Source organism: Mycobacterium aquaticum (assembly GCF_002086485.1).
Classification (GTDB): domain Bacteria; phylum Actinomycetota; class Actinomycetes; order Mycobacteriales; family Mycobacteriaceae; genus Mycobacterium; species Mycobacterium aquaticum.
In genome coordinates, this window is the sequence record NZ_MVHF01000091.1 from 1 (window position 1) to 1,400 (window position 1,400).

The following is a 1,400-nucleotide window of genomic DNA, read 5'->3' on the forward strand; positions in this document are numbered from 1 at the left end:
GCGGTAGAATTCGAACATGCTTGCGAACACTGTCGTCGACCGGGAAGCGGTCCTGGCGGTGTTCGACGAGTACGAGGCGGTGTGCGACAAACTCGCCGCGTTGAACTTCGACGCGCTGAGTCTGCCCGAACTCTTGGAACTGCAGTCCCGCCGCGAAACCCAGGCCCGCCGCGCCCCCACGGTCGATCACCGATTGCTCGCCGAAGCACAAACACGGGTCACCGCCCGCGAGATCGGCGCGAAAAGCTGGGCCGACGTGTTGGCGATCCGACTGCGGATCAGCCCCACCGAAGCCAAACGCCGCGTCACCGAGGCCGCCCTGCTCGGCCCCCGCACCGCGGTGTCCGGCGAACCCCTCGCCCCGGTGCTACCGGCCACCGCCACCGCCCAAGCCGCCGGCCAGATCAACACCGAGCATGTGGCCGTCATCAAGAAGTTCTTCGACACCTGCCCGGTGCCCCTCGACGCCACAACCCATGAGGAGATCGACACGGATTTGGCCCGCATCGCCGCCGCCAACTCCCCGGACATCCTGCGGCGCTGCGCCGAGCGCATCACCTATCTGCTCAACCAGGACGGCCCCGAACCCCAGGAGTCCATCCAGGCGCGTCGCCGCGGCATCACCATCTGCCGGCAGGGCCTCGACGGGATGAGCAAGATCTTCGGCTACCTCGATGCCGAAACCGCGGCCACCTGGGCGCCGATCCTGGCCAAGCAGGCCGCCCCCGGCATGTGCAACCGGGCCGATGAACATCCCTGTGTCGATGGCACTGCCAGCGCCGAGGCCATCGCATCGGATACCCGCACCGCCGCGCAACGCACCCACGACGCGTTCCTGGCCATGGGCCGCGCGCTGCTGGCCTCGGGAAAACTGGGCCAGCACAACGGGGTACCGGTGTCAGTCGTGATCTCGACCACCGTGCGTGAACTGGAAACGCTGTCTGGGGTGGCCACCACCGGCAGCGGGATCCGCTTGTCGATCCCGCAGGTCATCGCGATGGCCGCCCGCGCCCGGCAGTATCTGGCGGTGTTCGCCAATCACAAAGAAGTGCCGTTGTATCTGGGGCGGAGCAAGCGGATCGCCTCCATCGGGCAACGCATCGTGCTGCACGCGCGAGATCGTGGTTGCACCAAACCCGGATGTCCGAACCCGCCAGATCGCTGCCAGGGCCACCATGGCGAATTGGACTTCGCCAAAGGCGGGCAGACCGATATCACCGACCTCACCCTGGCCTGTCCCCAAGACAACCGCCTGGTCAGCGAGCACGGCTGGACCACCCGGGTGCGTGACGACGGCCGCATCGAATGGGTCCCCCCACCGCTACTCGACACCGGCCAAGACCGCCTCAACCACTACTGGCGCCCCGAAGACCTCTTCCACCCCAACACCGAGGCACCCA

At 67.2% G+C, this 1,400-nt stretch carries 1 protein-coding gene; it reads left to right on the forward strand.

The features are described 5' to 3' along the window. Nucleotides 1-16: 16 nt before the first annotated feature. The coding region (locus BST13_RS38025; RefSeq protein ID WP_083171376.1) for an HNH endonuclease signature motif containing protein at nt 17-1,400 on the forward strand (1,384 nt) is incomplete at its 3' end.